This is a genomic window from Paraburkholderia sp. SIMBA_054 (genome assembly GCF_046534875.1).
GTDB lineage: Bacteria > Pseudomonadota > Gammaproteobacteria > Burkholderiales > Burkholderiaceae > Paraburkholderia > Paraburkholderia hospita.
On the sequence record NZ_JAWRXV010000001.1, the window covers coordinates 60,020 to 74,103 of the forward strand.

12 protein-coding genes are annotated in these 14,084 nt (G+C 59.6%); 6 read left to right on the forward strand and 6 right to left on the reverse strand.

Going from position 1 to position 14,084, the window contains the following annotated elements; all coding sequences use genetic code 11:
• Positions 1 to 360 precede the first annotated feature (360 nt).
• The gene (locus SB822_RS00300; RefSeq protein ID WP_410853610.1) at positions 361 to 3,249 is read right to left on the reverse strand and encodes a ribonucleoside-diphosphate reductase subunit alpha; all 2,889 of its coding nucleotides are present in this window, start codon (positions 3,247 to 3,249) and stop codon (positions 361 to 363) included.
• A 164-nt stretch (positions 3,250 to 3,413) separates the two neighbouring features.
• The gene (locus tag SB822_RS00305; protein WP_410853611.1) at positions 3,414 to 4,826 is read right to left on the reverse strand and encodes a ribonucleotide-diphosphate reductase subunit beta; all 1,413 of its coding nucleotides are present in this window, start codon (positions 4,824 to 4,826) and stop codon (positions 3,414 to 3,416) included.
• Positions 4,827 to 5,180: 354 nt separating this feature from the next.
• Between SB822_RS00305 and SB822_RS00310 the strand changes: the two genes are divergently transcribed.
• On the forward strand, positions 5,181 to 5,726 hold the full coding sequence (locus SB822_RS00310; protein WP_410853612.1) for a hypothetical protein: 546 nt from the start codon (positions 5,181 to 5,183) through the stop codon (positions 5,724 to 5,726).
• Between the two features lie 70 nt (positions 5,727 to 5,796).
• Here the strand turns inward: SB822_RS00310 and SB822_RS00315 are convergent, their stop codons facing one another.
• The 4 genes from SB822_RS00315 to SB822_RS00330 all read right to left on the reverse strand — a co-directional run bounded on the left by SB822_RS00315 (position 5,797) and on the right by SB822_RS00330 (position 9,513).
• Positions 5,797 to 6,435 carry a hypothetical protein gene (locus SB822_RS00315; protein WP_410854085.1) on the reverse strand — a complete coding sequence of 213 codons (639 nt, stop codon included), beginning with the start codon at positions 6,433 to 6,435 and terminating at the stop codon, positions 5,797 to 5,799.
• Positions 6,392 to 8,236, reverse strand: a complete 1,845-nt coding sequence (locus tag SB822_RS00320) for an ATP-dependent helicase (protein ID WP_410853613.1) — start codon at positions 8,234 to 8,236, stop codon at positions 6,392 to 6,394. Before SB822_RS00320 ends, SB822_RS00315 begins: the two co-directional genes overlap by 44 nt.
• A 2-nt stretch (positions 8,237 to 8,238) precedes the next feature.
• On the reverse strand, positions 8,239 to 9,159 hold the full coding sequence (locus SB822_RS00325; RefSeq protein ID WP_410853614.1) for a hypothetical protein: 921 nt from the start codon (positions 9,157 to 9,159) through the stop codon (positions 8,239 to 8,241).
• Positions 9,160 to 9,234: 75 nt separating this feature from the next.
• Positions 9,235 to 9,513 (reverse strand): hypothetical protein, encoded by a 279-nt coding sequence (locus SB822_RS00330; RefSeq protein WP_410853615.1) that lies wholly within the window; start codon positions 9,511 to 9,513, stop codon positions 9,235 to 9,237.
• A gap of 326 nt (positions 9,514 to 9,839) precedes the next feature.
• Between SB822_RS00330 and SB822_RS00335 the strand changes: the two genes are divergently transcribed.
• The 5 genes from SB822_RS00335 (at position 9,840) to SB822_RS00355 (ending at position 14,071) form a co-directional block, all read left to right on the forward strand.
• A complete protein-coding gene (locus tag SB822_RS00335) occupies positions 9,840 to 10,961 on the forward strand; it encodes a hypothetical protein (protein ID WP_410853616.1) in 1,122 nt (373 codons plus the stop codon).
• Positions 10,962 to 11,028: 67 nt separating this feature from the next.
• Positions 11,029 to 12,381 (forward strand): hypothetical protein, encoded by a 1,353-nt coding sequence (locus tag SB822_RS00340; protein ID WP_410853617.1) that lies wholly within the window; start codon positions 11,029 to 11,031, stop codon positions 12,379 to 12,381.
• 24 nt (positions 12,382 to 12,405) lie between these two features.
• Positions 12,406 to 12,930, forward strand: coding sequence for a polymer-forming cytoskeletal protein (locus tag SB822_RS00345; RefSeq protein ID WP_410853618.1), 525 nt, complete (start codon positions 12,406 to 12,408; stop codon positions 12,928 to 12,930).
• A gap of 257 nt (positions 12,931 to 13,187) precedes the next feature.
• Entirely contained in the window at positions 13,188 to 13,538 is a 351-nt protein-coding gene (locus SB822_RS00350; RefSeq protein ID WP_410853619.1) for a hypothetical protein, read from the forward strand.
• Complete coding sequence (locus tag SB822_RS00355) at positions 13,538 to 14,071, forward strand: hypothetical protein (protein ID WP_410853620.1); 534 nt, start codon at positions 13,538 to 13,540, stop codon at positions 14,069 to 14,071. Before SB822_RS00350 ends, SB822_RS00355 begins: the two co-directional genes overlap by 1 nt.
• Positions 14,072 to 14,084 lie beyond the last annotated feature (13 nt).

A 14,084-nucleotide genomic window follows, 5' to 3' on the forward strand; every position in this document is an offset into this window, starting at 1 on the left:
CGGGCGCGAGCGATTTCAAAACTTGATGGAGCGAGATAGGCGAGAGACGTTGCAAGGCGTGGCGCAATGAAAACCGCGCGACCATAGCATCACCGCTTGCGTGAGTCGGCTGAGAAGCGGGCCGAGAGCTTAGCAAGCGATCGCTCTATCTATTGATGAGATTCCCCTAATGCCGCAGGAGCGGCCGGTTTTACTATATCCGCCTTGGGGGAGGCGCTTTCCTGTGTTCACCGGGTGATGAACACAGGAAAGCCCTTTCGGACTTCCCCATTCTAAGCAAACGAATGGCGGCTGTAAATAGCTCGACACAGCCTGGTCGTTGTTTCTATTTCACATCTGCATCAGCAAGCTGACCCGCTGCTACTGGCAAGCTTCGCATTCACTCCAGCCGTCATCGCCCGGACGAAGCATGCACACCGGGCCCGCCGGCTCCTCCTCGACCTCTACCGCTGAGGGTTGGCTATAGCGTTCAACAACCGCCGCGCCCTCGTTCTCAACACCGACGCCCTGTGCACTGCGAACGGGTGCTTCCCCTCCAGTCGGGACCGCGTTCAACGTTCCGCGCGCCACAGTCGATTTCTCGACGTGGGTCGCGGCCATCGTACGGAGGTAGTAGGTCGTTTTCAGACCACGCTCCCACGCAAGCTTGTACACCTCGTCGAGCTTTTTGCCCGACGCGTTCGCCACGTAGATGTTCAGCGACTGCGCCTGGTCGATCCAGACCTGACGACGTGCAGCGCACTCGACAAGCCACTTCGGGTCGATTTCGAACGCCGTTGCATAGATCTCACGTAACTTCGCCGGAACACGCTCGATTTTCGCGAGCGAACCGTCGAAGTACTTTAGATCCATCACCATTGCCTCATCCCACAATCCCAGGCGCTTCAATTCGCGAGGCAGACTAGCACTCCATTGCAGGAATTCGCCGCCAAGGTTCGACTTAACTGCAAGATTCGCGAAGGTGGGATCAATGGCCTGGCTCACTCCGACTATGTTTGAGATAGTGGCCGTTGGCGCTATTGCGAGACAGTTCGAGTTGCGCATACCGTACTGCGCGATATCCGCCTTCAACGCTGCCCACTCCTCCTTCAGGCGAACGTTGATCTCGAAACCGACCGGCACGCCGCGGGACTCCTCCAGCAGACGAACGCTTTCGTGCGGGAGAATGCCACGATCCCACAGCGAGCCACGATACGACTGATAGCGCCCGCGTTCTTTTGCCAGATCGCATGATGCCTTGTAGGCGTAGTATGCAATGTACTCCATCGAGACATCCGAGAAGTCCACCGCGGCCTCCGACGCGTACGCGATCCCCATCGCCTGCAGGGTTTCATGGAAGCCCATAATGCCAAGCCCTACCGGACGATGCTTCAGGTTCGAGTTACGAGCCTTGGCAACCGAGTAGTAGTTGATGTCGATCACGTTGTCGAGCATGCGCATCGCGACCTTCACCGTCCGGCCGAGCTTTTCGCGATCGATCTCCAACTTCCCGTCCGCACCAGCCTTCAGGTGCGCAACGAGATTGACCGAGCCAAGGTTGCAAACTGCGATTTCGTCATCGCTCGTGTTCAGCGTGATCTCCGTACACAGGTTCGTCGAATGCACGACTCCGACGTGCTGCTGCGGGCTCCGTACGTTGCACGGATCCTTGAAGGTAATCCACGGATGGCCGGTTTCGAACAGCATGCCGAGCATCTTGCGCCACAGGTCCACCGCCGGCAACGTTTTCGATAGCTTGATGTCCTTGCGCGCCGCCGCAGCCTCGTACTGGAGGTACTTGGCCTCGAATGCCTTGCCATACAACTCGTGGAGGTCGGGCACGTCGCTCGGCGAGAACAGGGTCCAGTTGCCACCGTCATGCACGCGCTTCATGAACAGGTCTGGAATCCAGTTGGACGTATTCATGTCATGAGTGCGGCGACGATCGTCTCCGGTGTTCTTGCGCAGTTCGAGAAATTCTTCGATGTCCAGGTGCCACGTCTCCAGGTACCCGCAAACCGCGCCCTTTCGCTTGCCACCCTGATTCACCGCAACAGCGGTGTCGTTGACGACTTTCAGAAAGGGCACGATCCCCTGTGACTTCCCATTGGTCCCCTTGATGTGGCTGCCCAGCGCACGCACACGCGTCCAGTCGTTGCCCAGTCCGCCGGCAAACTTTGACAGGAGCGCGTTTTCCTTCAACGACTCGTAAATGCCGTCCAGGTCGTCCGGTACCGTCGACAGATAGCACGATGACAGTTGCGAGCGACGCGAGCCCGAGTTGAACAAGGTGGGCGTCGACGACATGAAATCGTTGTTCGACAGAACGTCGTAGAACTCGATCGCACGCGCTTCGCGGTCGATCTCGTTCAGCGACACACCCATCGCCACGCGCATGTACATCCATTGCGGCAACTCGATGCGCTTGCCTTCAACGTGTAGAAGATAGCGGTCAGCGAGTGTGTCGATCCCAAGAAATGCAAACCGTGCATCGCGCTCCGGGCGGAGGGCCGCCGCGAGACGCTGAAGGTCAAAGCTCGCCAGCTTGTCATCGAGCAGTTCGTGTTGCACACCGCGCTTGATGTACCCGGCGAACCCGTCCACATAGACCTGGGCGGTATCACTCGGATGCACGGGCGCGCCGGTGACTTCGGTGAAGAGGTCGGCGATTTTGAGCGCCGCCGCCAGCTTCGAAGCCTCCGGAAACATTTCCATTTTCTCGCGTACGCTTAGCAGCAAGGCTTTGCGTACGTTCTCAGCAGGCATCCCGTCGAAACACTGCTTGAGCGCACCTTCGAGAATCGCGTCGGCATACGGAACGTCGAGGCCCTTCGAGTGATGGGCAATTTCGTTTCGCAGCGAATCGGTGTCGAGCGGCGTGCGGTTACCGTCACCATCCGTAACGTGGATCACCTGCGATACAACGTCGGGTGACTTGCGTTCCGATGCGCGAGCTTCGCGATACATCACGTAGCTTCGCGACAGTTCCCGCTCGCCCCTTCGCATCAGCGAGAGTTCGATCGTGTCCTGGATATCCTCGATGTGGAGCGCGGTTGCATCGGTGCGCATCGCTTTGCGCAGCACGTCATCGATAACAGCGTCGATGATTTCGCGATCGCGTTGCGACAACTCGGCCTTCCCTGCAGCTTTCAGACCGCGTGCGTCGAGTGAGTTTTTGACGAGCGCGATGCGAATGCGATTTACATCGAACGGCACCACTTCGCCCGTGCGCTTGATGACGTTCTTTCCGCTAATAAGATCGTTGTTCACGTAACTTCTCCTGGTGTAATGGCGCATGTGCGCCGGTTAAAAACCATGGACGTACGTGACAGGCATGAGCTGTCACTCGGTAGCGAAATTCGCTACCGGCTAAAAGCTCCAGACACGGTGCAGAAACAGTTGCTGCCGACCGGGGAACCCGGTGGAAAGATGGTTTATTCCCAGGACAGGGCGCCGCCCGTCTGGTAATCGATGACCCGAGTCTCAAAGAAATTGCGTTCTTTTTTCAGGTCGATCATTTCGGACATCCACGGGAATGGATTCTCTTCACTAGGGTACATCACATCAAGGCCGATCTGCTGGCAACGACGATTGCAGATGAAGCGGAGGTAGCTCGTGAACATCTCTGCGTTCAAACCCAGTACGCCCCGGGGCATGGTGTCCGCCGCATAGTTGCACTCGAGCTCGACCGCCTTGCGAAAGATCACGGCGATCTGCTCGCGAAACTCTGGCGTCCACAGGTGCGGATTTTCGAGTTTGATCTGGTTGATCAGGTCAATGCCGAAATTGCAGTGCATCGACTCGTCACGCAGGATGTACTGGTACTGCTCCGCCGCGCCCGTCATCTTGTTCTGACGGCCAAGAGCGAGAATCTGCGTGAAGCCGACGTAGAAAAACAACCCTTCCATGACGCACGCAAACACGATCAGCGACTTTAGCAACTGCTGGTCCGTTTCGACGGTGCCGGTCTTGAATGCGGGATCGGTCAACGTGTGGATGAACGGGATCAGAAACTCGTCCTTCGCGCGAATCGACGGCACCTCGTGGTACGCGTTGAAAATTTCGCCTTCGTCGAGTCCGAGCGACTCGACAATGTACTGATAGGCGTGCGTGTGGATCGCTTCTTCGAACGCCTGACGCAGCAGGAACTGACGACATTCAGGCGCCGTGATGTGGCGATAGGTGCCGAGCACGATGTTGTTCGCCGCGAGCGAGTCCGCTGTCACGAAGAAGCCGAGATTGCGCTTGACGATTCGACGCTCGTCTTCGGTCAGGCCGTTCGGATCCTTCCACAGCCCGATGTCGCGGGACATGTTGACCTCCTGCGGCATCCAGTGGTTCGCACAACCCGCCAGGTATTTTTCCCACGCCCATTTGTATTTGAACGGGACCAGCTGATTGACGTCCGTGCTACCGTTGATAATGCGCTTGTCGGCGACCTTCACACGACCGTTGGTGCCCGCTTCGATTTCCGGCGGCGTAGCGCGTGCTGCGACTTCGTAAGTGTCGGATTTCGCGGCCAGGTGCTGCGATGGCCCGTTCGCGGGGATGACTTCTTCATCCCAGGACAGTGTTGACATGATGAGACTCCATTTGGGTGCGCCACAGCGCGTTAAGAAAGCACCTTCGGTCGACACGCTAAAGCTGGTCGGCCGCAGGAGCCTTTGCCCGGGAGCCACATAAAACAAAAGCCGCCCAGATGAGCGGCTTGCAGACGATATTTTGACTTCCAGGAGCAGACCCCTACGGAATCTGCTCCTGGAGAACACTGTCGATGATGGCAGCGTATTCGGGACTAAGGAGTATCCCGATGTCAAAAGCGATCGACCACATCGCCTCGTGTTCATCACCAGATCGTAGTCGGCGATCGGGGCCGGACACCTGACTGTCCGGTCGGTGCGTCAGAGATAAACCCTGCCGCAAATCATGCCGAAGTATCGGCGCTTTAAATCCTGAACGAATGATAGCCGAAAAATCCCGCAGTGGCACACATTGAATGTCGCCGCGAATATGACGGCATTTAGATCGGCCGCAAACAGCACCGGGTGCAGAATCGGGACATCGAGACCACTTTTGGCATGTTCGTGTCAGCGCCGCCTAGCGGTGCGGCACACTCCCCGGCTCGGGCCAGTGTGGTGAAAAGCGGCGTGCCGTATTCATCCGATCGACTTCAGCGCCGGGAAAGGTCAACACCACAGACAATGACGACTTCGAAAGTACTTCTGACCGAGCCGAAGAACCAGGCAAGGATCCAGGAAATCCGCACCAACACGGATGTGGAGGTGCAGGTGCGTGTCCGATCGCCGCGCATCCGTCGCTGGGTGGTCCGGGAGTTCAACTTCGTCACAAGCCAGCTCTATCTCTCCGTCAATTCAAGGGAGGGCCGCGCGTTGAACAAGAAGCGAAGGCTCAAGGAGTTGCTTGACGAACTCTCGTACTGCGTCGACATGCTTGAGGCCGACACGGAGTACTACGAAGGCGCGATCAACGAAGAAGTGTTCCCGGGCATCAGTTTCGGCCTCCGGCTCGTGTCTCCCGCGGCCTCTGTTATCTACAAGTGCCTGGTCCGCGCTGATATTGCATGCACCAAGTTATACATGAGCGAATTCAACGGGAACCTTGACCGGGACAAGCGCGAGAAGTTGCTGGAGCCTGTCACCCTCGCCCTCCTGGGCATCAAGCAGTTTTCGGCTGGCTTCGTGCCCAAGACGGCTGCCGAGATGGCCGAGGAGCTTGAAATCGGCTAATGCGCGGTTCGTGGTGGATCGTCGAACGGGGCTGCTTCGTGCAGCCCTTTGCATTTCATGGGCGATCGGGTTATCGGTCGTTTTCAAGCGTGGAGCGAGTGCCATGACAACGGGCGGTTTGGACAGGACTTACTCGCGCGGCGTCCGCCGAGCTTGTCAGCCGACTCTTTAGCGCGTCCGTAGCATCCAGATCACTTTTCCACACGAGATCGTCCATATCGGGCGCAGCGGCTTCGACCGGTTGCACGATAGCGGGCGACGCCCACAATTCAGAGTGTTCCCGGACCGTGCGCGCCTTGCGCATAGCCAGGCGGGCCGCCGTTTCACTGCAGCGTTTTGCTGTGCCGACGCAGGATCCATCGCATCCGTCGCAGAAGCGACGCCCTTCCATTTGGGCGGCTGAAGCGGTGAATTCGGAACGTGTTACGGATGGGAGGTCGGGGCCTATCTCCGCGGCAACGATAGAGAATTCACCGTTGAAAGCCTCATCAAGCGCCGCAACCCATGGGGCCAGGGTCGGCATCAGGGTGCCGAATTCGTGTGGCCCTTCCCGTGCGTAAAAGGCCGGCTCGCCGTTGGCTGCGCGCCGAAGGCGATCGTCGACGGCCTGCTGTCCATGCGCGAGTCGCAGCGCATCGATGTGTGCTGCGACCGTGGGCATCCGCTCACGCAGCGGCTTCGGCTTCTTCCTTGGCGTAGACTCGTGCAATGCCGCTTTCCGCGATAAAGAGGCTCGGCGGACTGCCGCCCCCGGTTGAAATGACCAGATTCTTGCGCGCACGCGTCATGGCAACGTAGAAGAGACGTCGCTCTTCCTCCAGCGCACCGTCCTTCGCAGGGAACGTGCCCTCTTCCGCGCCGATGATCCACACGCGGTCGAATTCAAGGCCTTTCGATCCGTGCGCGGTCATCAGCTCGACCACGGTCTCTTTGGAATCTTCCTGCTGCTTGCGCTCTTCCGCCGCGAGTTTGATTGACTTCAGTCGCTCCTTGATCGTTTGAGCCGGGCGGCCATGCTCGGCGCGTCGCGGCTGATAGATCTCCTTGGCGATCTCGAGCATCTTTTTGGCCCTGTTGTCGAGCGCGCCGACCAGTAGCCACTCGTACACGCCGTGGATCAACAGGTTTTCGGTGCCCGCAGCCATGTTTTGCTGCCAGCCGGTAAAAAGCTTGACGAACGATTGCCAGCGCGATTTGCCATCGTCCGAGATGTTAAATCGCTTGAAGTCGTTCGGGCCACCCGTGACCATGGAGCCGTTGAATGCACGCTTGATGCCGCGAAGGTCCTCTTCGCCGACACCATTCCATGAGAGCAAGGTATCGATCGACTGGGCGGTGGGCTCAATGATGGCTTCAAGCGCGGTTCCGAACGTAGCGACCTCTATCCGGTTGAGGATGGATTCGCCAGGTGGGCGCCGATACGGGATGCCGCGATGGGATAGCTGTGATTCAACTTCGTCCAGCCGCCGGTTCGTTCGGGCGAGGATGCCAACGCTCGCACCAGCCCGCAACGCGTCAAACCCATAGGTGGCGGCTGCGTTTGCCTCGTCGATGCGCGTGCCGTATGTCTGCCACTGGGCGTGTCCGCCAGAGCCCTTGTGCGCGACAAGATGCTTGTCAATTCGACCTTGGTTGTTGCGGATGACATTCACAGCCGGGCCAAGGATTTCCTCATGGCTGCGGTAGTTTCGCCCGAGCATCAGCTGGTCGGCACCGAAGGATTTCGCGAATCGCAACATCCCTTCGTATCCGAGCGCGTTCCGGAAACCGTAGATCGACTGGTCGTCGTCACCGACTGCCGTCATGCGAATCTGGGCCTTGTGGTGTTCGGCCGCCCAGTTGAACTGCACGAGGTCGGTATCCTGATACTCGTCGATGAACAGATCGGTCACGTTCAGCGGCGATACGTGGCCCTCCCGAAGGCCCTGGATCGTCTTCAGCAGGATGTCCTGGAAGTCGATGACGTTGTTTCGCTGCATGATGTCCACGTACGCGTGTGCCAGATCTTCCAGCACAGCCTCCGGCGCTGGCGCGCCAGACTTCACCTGCTCGATAACCCGCGAGGCTTCCTCGAGCTCCAGGTCGAGCCCAAGATCGGCCATCGCGCGCATGATGTAGGACCGTCGTACCGGCTCCTTCACGAGCGTCCAGTTTTTCTTGCCGAAGCCCGATCGGGCGTTCGCCATGATATCCGTGGAGAACCGGCTTTTTCGAAGAAGGTGGGGAAACGACATGCTCTGCATTGTCGAGTGAAATGTCCCGACCAGCAGGCGCGGAGCGCATTCCACGCCCGCAAGCTTCACGATCCGCTCGCGCAGCTCCAGCGCGGCCTCGCGCGTGAAGGTTACAGCCGCGAGCCGACGCGTTGGATCCGACAGAATGCGCGTGGCCTTCTTCGCGAGTGTGCTGGTCTTTCCAGAGCCCGGTCCAGCGATGACGATGGCGTTGCGGTCGCAGGTCGCGACCGCAAGCTGGTCATCATTCAGGCCGGCGAGTACGTCGGCCGTCATGGTCAGGCAGCCTTGTCCAGAGGTTCCTGCTCTGGCGCCGGGGCTCCAGCGTCGTTTGCCGGGCGCGGCGTCGCTGCGCGGCGCTTCGTGAAGCGCGAGTAGATGTTGATGTTGGTGCGCGCCGCGAAGCGGTACAGGCCGCCGAACGACTTCTTGTAGTCAAATTCCTGCGTCTTCTGTGCGTCTTCATCCATTTCGTCATTCCAGACGAGGACGTTCATCATTTCCAGCGCATCGTCGTAGTTACGCAGCGCGCGATAGAGCCGCATGCCGAGCTTCGAATGGATCGCCACGTCCATTTCCAGCGCCGGCGTGCTGATGCGCGGCTCGACGAACATGTTCGAGATGTCGTTTTCTTTCGCCTGCTTCACGAGATGCCCCACACGGCTCACTTCCGCGAGAGCTTCCTTCTCGACGTGCTCGATCTGAGTGGTGAGCGAGTCGATCAGCAGCGCCGCCTTGTCGCCCAGCAGCATCTCGCCGCGGCGTTGCAGGTTGCCCGCGCACTGATCGATCGCGCTGAACCAGCGCTGAAACGCCGACGAGAGACCGCGGCTCTTGATGCGCGCCGTGAATTCCAACGCCGCAACGCCGGCCTCCGAGCGCTTGAGATTGGCGACACCCTGCTTACGCTGCTTCGCAGCGCGTGCCATCAACTTGTCGCGCAGGGCGCGGATCTCTTCCTGCGTCAGCTCTGCGTCGTTTCCTTCCCTGCGTTGCACGGCCGGCATTTTGATGCCGGCTTCGAGATCGCTGCCGGACGCGAGATATGCGCCCTTCAGCTCGTTGTAGACCTGTTCCGCCTCGTCGCCTGCAGCGGGATCGCGCTGGCCATTGGTGGCTTGGCCCGCCTCGGGCGGTTCGGTGCCGAGTTCCCTGGCGAGGATGTTGGTGATGGAGCCTTCGGGGAGGATTTCAGACATTTTGAGTCCTTGAGGTGGTGGTTCCTCAAGGATGTCGGTACACCGCGCCCGAAATGCGCGGAATATCACGGCGTTTCATTCATCATTCGTCGCACCGGCGCTCGCAACCACCAGATTGATGCGATCTACATCGGACGCGTATGCCTGTATGTCAGGCATCAGGGGCGTGAGATTTTTCAGGTGGTGAAGCAGCGCCGGCGACGGAGGCTTCTTCCATGTGACTTCATACGCGAACCAGGCAGCGCGACGGGTAGTGTCCACGCCGTTACCCGTGCTCCGGACACTGACGATTGCATTCTTGTGCCGGAAGCCAGCGTGTATGAGGGTTTCCTTAACCTTGGTTTCGAAGTCCATGCTCTGTTGCTGAGTGAGAAAGTACAGCCACTCTATATCCAGGGCGCAGAGCGGATGCACTGAAAAGCAACGACGGAGAACGCGGTTTGAGAGCCGTCTCATGGTGACGACCGAATCGCCCCTGTATGTACGTTGTCCCACAGTGGGACAAAGGGGCATTGATTTTTAAGGAAAAATAGCGCGCGAAGCACGCCAAAACACAGATCCGTGGTGTGAATTGAAACGTACACGGGACTCTATGGTTGAGGCGGCCACGCCAGAATCACCCGTTCTCATACGCTGTTTTTGTGGAAAGCCGCGCCTGGCAGCACTGCTACTCTCGCCGCATGAAAACCTATCGCACCATCGCAACGGTCGCGGCACTCGCGCTCGCAGGTCACCTCACGTCACATCCGCCATTCTCTGGGTTGCCGTTCGTGATACTGCCATTGCTGGTCTGGCTGCAACGCCGCGATGGCCTGGGCGCACCGTGGTATGTGTTTGTTTTCTTTCTCGGCGTGGGCGTGAAGATCCCGCTTGCCGTGATCGACGTGGGATCCGGCTTTGCGCTTGCGGCGACGATCTGGTTGGGCTACGCGTTCGTCGCGGCACTGGTTGGGACGCCACCCCGATGCGTCAAGGGAAGCCTCGCCATGTCGTCGTGGGTGTTTGCGATGCTATCGCTGCCTTTCCTCGGGTTCACCTTTGTGGCGCCCCCGCTCTCGGCGGCGGGCTGGTTTTATCCGGAGACGGGCGTGCTCGGCGTGCTGCTGATTGTCTGGTGCGCAGCGAGCATCGTTGAGGCTGTCCGGTCTCTACGCGTTGTGCCGGTGCTGGCGCCTGCGGCTATCGCGCTAGCGCTCAACGTTCACTATCTCCTGTCGCCTCCCCCGCCGTCCAGCATCGCAGCGCTTTCGATGAGAGTTCCGCAGCCCCCAGATAATCTCGCGAAAAGCATTCTCGCCGGTGTGCGGTATGCACCTGCGGTTCGCGGTACGTTCCAGCAAGGCGCGAGAACTGTTGTGCTGCCCGAGAACGTGCTGGGTTTTCCGACTGCTGGACAGATCAGCATCCTGGGGATTCCTGATGGTGCAACGCTCGTCGCTGGCGGTGTGGCTCACGTACCAGGCAACGACGCCTTCCAGAAAGGGGTCTGGCTTTTGCCCCAGCGGGTGTTTTATCCCGCCATACAGCCCATCCCTGTGATCGAACCGGGGCTGCGACCGCACTGGAGCGCGCTGCACAAGGTTGCAAATATTTCGGGCAATCCGTATTCTCTGCTCGTCTGCTTCGAGGCGAGCACATCATTGCCCATCTATCACCTTGACTATGGGCGCCCGATCATACTGGTCGGCAATGGCTGGTGGGACCGCTCCGGCATCATGGATATCGAGGTTGGTCTAGCCCACTCGTGGGCACGTCTCTTCCGCTCAAGTCTCGCCATATCGCGAGGCTTTCCGCAAGCTTAAAAAGCGGGTTTTTTTCATTTACATTCCAACCCCACGGAAGTGCCAAAGTCGCCTATCTTTGGCATCCATGGACTCCGAACTTTTCTTCACGCGGCACACTTCGAACGACGGCTTTACTGCCGTGCCGGCCCGCCGTCTGCGCATACGCCGTCACGCGCCGGGCGCAAGCTTTCTGGAGTTCGAAGGCAAGAACCAGCGCGTGAGTCGTGATGGATTGTCCAACGAAGGCATTGAGTTCTCGTTCACGCAGCGACTGCGTTATGCGATCAACTTCAAGCTGGCCACGCTTCGCTTCGATCCCGTCGCTCTCTTTTCGAGTCTCGGACGTGTCGGTACTACTCTGCCGCGTGCAATTGGCAAAAGTCTAAAGGGGTCTGGCGAAGGGATCCGCAGGGCCGTCTATTTCGTCCCCAAGCTGATTGCTGTCGCTGTGGTCACGCTGCTTTGCGCTGCAGGTGTCTCCCGGTTCGTTCACGTCGACGTGCGCGCCATTGCGCATTCGGTGCACTTTGCGTTACCGCATTTCCTGACCCCCTGGCGGCCGGTCGAAGATGAAAGCACGGAACCGGCTCAAGCTACCGTCGCACATCATGAAGCGGCGCCAGTCCAGTATTCCCCGGCTGCCGGCCCCGCCGCTGCAGCGAGTGGGACCGCTGGTTCGCCTGAGGCCCAGACACAGTCGCCATCGCAGACCCCAGCATACGTACCTCCATACTACCGCCGCGGCCCTGGTTCGTATCTGCCGATGCCGGCCGATGGACCTCTGCCCGCTGGCATGGCGTCGACGTATGTGCCATCGACTACCGCACCTGTGACCCTCACCGTTCACGCGCCCTTCAGTGAGCCGGACGCGGACCCGCAACAGGACGACGACGTCGTTCTGATGAGCAAGCCGGAAGTGAAGGAAGTGGTAGTGCAGCCGGAGCGGAAAGAAAAACCCACTCCGGAGAAGAAGCCAGAGGCGCGCGCTGCTACGGATAACCGTCAGGCAAACCGTGTCGCACATCCGACAGAGCACCCCGCGCCCACGGCACAGACTTCGCAGCCGGCCCAGCCTGCGCAGCAGGCACAGCAACCCAACACGCGCGTCAGCGGGGACCTCGTGCTGCTTCAGCAAAGCGCGCCAGCCGACACGCAGCAACAGGGTGCCGGTCAGGACGATGACCCGGACGCGCCCGTGCCGTTGACTGTGAACCAGCCGCGGCGCCCGGCAGCAGAGGCGCCCGCCGTATCGTCGGGGCCCGCAAGACCTTCTTTCTCCGTTGTGACGCATACCGACGACTCCATCGTCGTTCGGGTCGACGGACAGATGAAACAGATTTCGATCGGACAGCCGCTGCCCGATGGATCGAAGTTGCTGAGCGTCAATCACGACGGCGGCGGCTTCACAACCTCCCGCGGCAAATTCGCCGCTTACTGATCTCCTCACACCAGGAACCTGACCATGAACACCCCCCTCGCCAGCGTTACCAGCTTCAACCGCCGCGAAGACGACGACCAGATCGAGCGCACCGCCGAAGAAGCTGCGCCGTTCGATCGCGAATCCGCACATCGCACTTCGGCGCGCCTGCTCCCCAACATCTTCAAGACGATGATGGAGCGCTTCAAGCAGACGGACGGCGGTCAGCTCTACATCGATCACGAACTCGAAAATGTCCGCAGCGCGCTCGTCGGAATCCCGCAATTCGAAGGCACGATGGTGTTCGCTCACGGCGTGCACATCCGCGAAAGCCTGAACGCGTCGAAGGGCGTAATCAAGGCGCCGGGCCAAACCGTCATCATCGCCGAAGGCACGCACGTTACGGCGCGCATCGAATGCAAGAAGCTCTACAACCTCGGCACCTTCGAAGGCGCGGCGAAGGTGACGGATCTGCTGCTGAACTACGGTTCGATCGACGGCGAGATCCAGTTCGGCGCACTCGAATCGGCTGGCCCGATCCGCGGCAACATCATGCCGCTGACGGCCTGATCGACTGCCGGCGTCACGGTGACCCGTGGGTTCCTATCTCGCGATCTTCAGACGTGGACGGCTGGTTGCAGTCGTTCTCGTCTTCGCATTTTGGGGCTTCACCCTATTCCGTCACGCCGATCAGGTCCGACAGGTCGGCGGCGGCAATCTAACGAAAGAGATACGAGAGGTCTTCTGCAAGGCGCGACGCTCAAGCGCGGTTGACGACCGCTTTTGTTTTCCACAGAAATAGCGCATGCAGATCACGGGGGGCCACCATGACAGCAGCTACAAAAACACCAGAAGCAACAGAAGCAACAAAAGCAACAAAGCCACCAAAAGCACAAAAAGCACCGAAACCGTCAGAATGGACGTACGAAAGATTATGTGACGCGCTCAGCTGTCTTGGCGAATCACTCGAGACGCTCTACGACACGCTCAAGCAAAGCGGTCCAATTGCACCGCCCGTACAACAGATGCTGGACAGCCAGATCATGTCGCTCGAGGGTTTGCGAGACCAGTTCAAGACGGCGCGCGATGAGTACTACCGCGAACACATCTTCCGCGGCGTCAGCGTTGAGCACAAGATCGTCGCGCCCTTCGGCACGGTGATGTCCGGGAATAGCTGATGGACTCGCGCTTCGGTCCCCGGACGTTTCTGATTGGCCCGCACGGCTCGGGCAAAAGCTCGCTTGGTCGCGCGATGACCGCGCAAGGCTACAAGCATCTGAGCATTGGCACGCTGGCACGGCTGGTCAAGCGCCATCGGCGCCCCGCTGACATTCCCGGCAAACTGCTATTCGAACTCGCACGACACGAACCTGGCACACCTCTCGCACCCCGGGCGGTCGACAGGCTCGTCGAATACATCACGACGTTGCCACGCGTCGTCGTCGACGGCTTCCCTGCAACACGGGAGCACCTCGCAGCACTCGGCGATCTGTCCGAGTGGTCGTTCGTCTACGTCTACACGCCGCGCCAGGTGCGCGAGACGCGTCTGGTCGCGCGCGCCGAAACGACGCCACGAGGCTGGACGCCCGGCGGAAAGTCTGAACGAGACCTCGCGTTGCCGCCTCTTTGCGGCGCGCTTCGGGAGTCGAAGTCACTTTCCTTCTTCGATAACTCTGCGTCTCCTCTCAGCATCGATCCGTCCGATCGGTAACCGAGGTCTCGGT

What these genes read in the sequence shown, in the direction of transcription:
- SB822_RS00305 (WP_410853611.1), bottom strand. Translation starts at nt 4,826, where the DNA reads ATGAACACGAGGCGATGTGGTCGATCGCTTTTGACATCGGGATACTCC.
- SB822_RS00310 (WP_410853612.1), top strand. Translation starts at nt 5,181, where the DNA reads ATGACGACTTCGAAAGTACTTCTGACCGAGCCGAAGAACCAGGCAAGG.
- SB822_RS00320 (WP_410853613.1), bottom strand. Translation starts at nt 8,236, where the DNA reads ATGACGGCCGACGTACTCGCCGGCCTGAATGATGACCAGCTTGCGGTC.
- SB822_RS00325 (WP_410853614.1), bottom strand. Translation starts at nt 9,159, where the DNA reads ATGTCTGAAATCCTCCCCGAAGGCTCCATCACCAACATCCTCGCCAGG.
- SB822_RS00330 (WP_410853615.1), bottom strand. Translation starts at nt 9,513, where the DNA reads ATGGACTTCGAAACCAAGGTTAAGGAAACCCTCATACACGCTGGCTTC.
- SB822_RS00335 (WP_410853616.1), top strand. Translation starts at nt 9,840, where the DNA reads ATGAAAACCTATCGCACCATCGCAACGGTCGCGGCACTCGCGCTCGCA.
- SB822_RS00340 (WP_410853617.1), top strand. Translation starts at nt 11,029, where the DNA reads ATGGACTCCGAACTTTTCTTCACGCGGCACACTTCGAACGACGGCTTT.
- SB822_RS00345 (WP_410853618.1), top strand. Translation starts at nt 12,406, where the DNA reads ATGAACACCCCCCTCGCCAGCGTTACCAGCTTCAACCGCCGCGAAGAC.
- SB822_RS00350 (WP_410853619.1), top strand. Translation starts at nt 13,188, where the DNA reads ATGACAGCAGCTACAAAAACACCAGAAGCAACAGAAGCAACAAAAGCA.
- SB822_RS00355 (WP_410853620.1), top strand. Translation starts at nt 13,538, where the DNA reads ATGGACTCGCGCTTCGGTCCCCGGACGTTTCTGATTGGCCCGCACGGC.